At 72.5% G+C, this 3,523-nt stretch carries 3 protein-coding genes and 1 pseudogene; 1 reads left to right on the top strand and 3 read right to left on the bottom strand.

Annotated elements, in window-relative coordinates; all coding sequences use genetic code 11:
- Window positions 1-202, bottom strand: a pseudogene (locus tag ABZ406_RS30865) (hypothetical protein); the annotation flags it as partial.
- A gap of 170 nt (window positions 203-372) precedes the next feature.
- On the opposite strand from ABZ406_RS30865, the gene ABZ406_RS30860 reads away from it, so the two are divergent.
- Window positions 373-1,551: a low temperature requirement protein A gene (locus tag ABZ406_RS30860; protein WP_357769097.1), complete on the top strand. Its 1,179-nt coding sequence runs from the start codon at window positions 373-375 to the stop codon at window positions 1,549-1,551.
- Between the two features lie 10 nt (window positions 1,552-1,561).
- Here the strand turns inward: ABZ406_RS30860 and ABZ406_RS30855 are convergent, their stop codons facing one another.
- Both ABZ406_RS30855 and ABZ406_RS30850 read right to left on the bottom strand, forming a co-directional pair.
- On the bottom strand, window positions 1,562-2,134 hold the full coding sequence (locus tag ABZ406_RS30855; RefSeq protein ID WP_357769095.1) for a nucleosidase: 573 nt from the start codon (window positions 2,132-2,134) through the stop codon (window positions 1,562-1,564).
- Between the two features lie 37 nt (window positions 2,135-2,171).
- Window positions 2,172-3,523 (bottom strand): PQQ-binding-like beta-propeller repeat protein (locus ABZ406_RS30850; protein ID WP_357769093.1); only part of this gene is annotated, 1,352 nt, incomplete at its 5' end.

Below are 3,523 nucleotides of genomic sequence, written 5' to 3'. Positions count from 1 at the left end.
CGGGCGGGACAGGACGGCGGCGACACCGACCGCGGCGAACCCGGCGAGTCCCACCAGACCGTGACGGCGTCGTCGTAGCGCCGCCGCACCCAGCATCGGCGGCGGGCGCGGCGGCCCGGTCGGGGACGGCGGCCTGCGCCGCGCCGGGCGCGACGAGCAGCAGGATGGTCAGGACGAGGGCGGCCAGCGGGGAGCGACGCATCCGAACCTCCGAAGAGATCGAAATTATTGGATGCGGTACAGCATCGCCCGGCGTCCGCCGTCGGGGCAACCTCCGGCCGTCCTCTTCCCCGGCCGGCGGGAATCGCCGATCCGGGGACGGGCCGCGCCGGCACCGCCGATAATCCTCGAAGACACGGCGGGAGGCCGGGCATGACCACCGGAGGCACCGCGGCACTGGTACGCCGGCCGGACGGTTCGACGCGGGCCACGCTGCTGGAGTTGCTCTTCGACGTGGTCTTCGTGGCGGCCCTCGCGCTGACCTCGACGCTGTTGACCGAGAACCTCTCCTGGTCCGGCGGCGCGAAGGTGCTGCTGATGTTGACGGCCATCTGGTGGACCTGGTCGGTCACCGCCACCACCACCGAGTTCTACGACCCGCAGCAACGCCCGATCCAGGCCATCCTGATGATCGCCATGGTCGGCTCGGTGGGAATGGCGGCGTCCCTGCCGATGGTCACCGCCGGGCACGCGCTGATCTTCGCGGTCGCGTACGTCGCCACGCACGTCTCTCGCGGGATCATCCTGATCACGACGCTGCTCCGGCAGCGGCACCGGGCGGCCACGATCCGGGCGACCCGCTTCCTGTTCTGGTTCGTGGTGTCGGGTGTCTTCTGGATCAGCGGCGCGGTGTCGGGTGAGGTGAACTGGCCGCTCTGGACCATCGCGATCGTGATCGACCTGCTCTCCTCGGCGGCCCGTTACCCGACGCCGTGGCTGGGTCGGGTGCCGATCGACCAGTACGAGCGGACGACCGGGCACCTGGGCGAGCGGTACCAGCAGTTCGTCATCCTGGCGCTCGGCGACATCATCCTGGTGCCGACCATGCGGGTCAGCCGCGAGGACCTGCACGGCATCCGGGTCACCGCGTTGTTCTGCGCCTTCGGCCTCATGCTGCTGATGTGGCAGGTCTACGTCTTCCGGGCCGGCGAGTTGCTGGAGGCCGGGGCGAGGGCGGGCCGGCCGACGCGGGTGGCCCCGTACACCCATCTGGTGATGCTGGCCGGCGTGGTGGGCACGGCGGCCGCGTTCGATCTGGTGGTTTCCCGGCCGAGCGGGACGACACCGGCGACGTGGCTCCTGTTGATCATCGGCGGCCCGACGTTGTTCGTGATCGGCCGCGCATTGTTCACCCTGCTGGTGTCGACGAACGCGCCGTGGTGGCGGCTGGGCTGCCTGGTGGTGCCGCTGCTGGTGCTGCCCTGGGCCGGCCACTGGCCGCCGGTGCTGGTCACCGTGGTCGTGGGGCTGGGGCTGGCGGGTCACGTCCTGCTTCCCGGGGCAGCCCGGGAGACCACGCCGGGCCTGCGGTTCCGGCAGTCCGGCGACTGAACCCGCGCGGTCAGGCGACGTGTCGGGCGGCCCAGTCGGCGAGGTCGCGGGCACAGGCGTCCACCGACTCCTGCCAGGTCCGGGCGGCACCGTCGCCCGCCTCGTCGCTGACCTGCTTGACCAGTCGACACGGCACCCCGGCCTGCGCGGCGGCCCAGGCCACCGCGTACCCCTCCATGTCGACCAGGTCGGCGCGCCGCGCCAACCGGTCCCGCTCGGCGTCGTCGGCCACGAAGGTGTCTCCGGTGGCCAGCACCGCGCCCTCGGCGGCCAGCGACAGGGGCGCCCCGTAGGTCTCGCCGGTGAGCGTGCGCAGCAGGTCGGTGTCCAGGTCGTGCTGAAGCACCGTGGCGACCTCGTGGATACCGACCAGACCGGGACGCAACGCGCCGGCCGTACCCAGGTTGAGCAGCAGCGCGGGACGTGGCCCGGCGGCCAGTACCGCCGCCACCGCGCTGGCGGCGTTCACCTTGCCCATGCCGGTGAGCAGGACCGGCAGGTCGGGTGGCAGGTAGCGGGCCTCCTCGCCCACGGCGAGAACCACCAACGGACGATCGGCGCGGACCGTGCCTCGAAGATTCACCGGAGCATCGTACGAGCCGGCCCGAGGGGCGGTGACGTCAGTCGTCGGTGAAGCGGTACAGCACGAAGTCCTTCTCCGCGGCGCAGGCGATCACGTGGGTGTTCCACGAGCAGGACGAGCTTCGCACGTCCTTCAGCTCACCCAACTCGTCGACCTTGCCGGACTCGGCCCACACCCCGGCCAGCACCCGGTTGTCAGCTATCCCACTTGGCGCCTTCGCGAAAACCAACAGGTTGCCGGAGTCGAGGCGGACCGCCACCCCGCCCCGGTCCCGCAACACCGGCTTGCCGTCGGCGTCGAAGACGGTGACTGTCGGCTCCGGGGACTGTCGCTGGGCGAGCACCTGCTCGCCCAGCGGCACCAGGCCGGTCACGCCCGGCGCCGGCCAGCTGATCGTGCGCTCACCCTCGGTGGCCGCCACCACAGCCGTGCGCGAAACGTCGTTGTCCGGCACCTGCAACAGGCAGACCCGCCGCTCACCGCAGGCGACCAGCTCTTTCGGGCGGTACGCGTCGTTCCCGGAGCGGTACAGCACCACCGGCTCGGCGTCGGAACCCAGGTCGTACGCGAGCACCTGGTATCCACCCTCGTTGGCGGCCACGTACAGGCGGTCCTCGTGGGCGACCACCAGGTCGTCGAGGTCGGCGACGCTGCCCCACTGGCGGAGCACGGCGCCGGAGGCCATGTCGAGCACTCGCACCGACCGGTCCGCGCCCACCTGGACGAGTCGCCGCCCCTTGCTCGTCCACGGGTCGCGGGGTGTGCCGTCGAGGAAGGCCGGCCCGCCCGCCGCGGCGTCGGTGCCGACCGGCCGGACCACGGTTCGGCCACCGGTGAACTCGCCGCGAGGGTTGGGCTGGGTCCACTTCGCCGAGCCGTCGGTCAGGCGCAGGCCGACCAGTTCGTCAGCGGCCCGGTCCACGAGCACCGCCGTGTCGTCGGCGAAGTAGACGTCGTCGTCGCCCCGCAGTACGCGCTGCCAGCGCTGCTCGCCGGTCCGCCCGTCGAGGACGGCCAGCGGTCGGGGGGTGCTGTCGCCGGGTGCGTCGGCGAGGACCGCGACCGCCCCGGGGACGGCGATGATCGCCGTCCAGTCGTCGGCCTGCACGTCGGTCTGTTCGCGCCACACCTCGCGGCCGTCGCCCGCGTCGACGGCCACCACCTCAAGCCGGTCGTCCGGCAGCGGAAACGCCAGGTAGGCCCGGTCGTCGAGCACCGCCGTCCACATGTCGAGCGGACGTTCGGCGCCGGCCGGCGGTCGGGACAGCTCGCGCAGCGAGGTGAACTCCAGGTCCGGGTAGCGGTCCCGGGTCAGGTAGAGCGTCGCCGCGGTGGCCACCCCGGCGAGGGCCAGCACCGCGCCGAGCACGACCCAGTGCGCCCGCCGCC

Source organism: Micromonospora sp. NPDC005710, from assembly GCF_040630995.1.
Classification (GTDB): Bacteria; Actinomycetota; Actinomycetes; order Mycobacteriales; family Micromonosporaceae; genus Micromonospora.
Note: the sequence above shows the minus strand (reverse complement) of the source record. Positions and strands in the feature narration are given on the sequence as shown.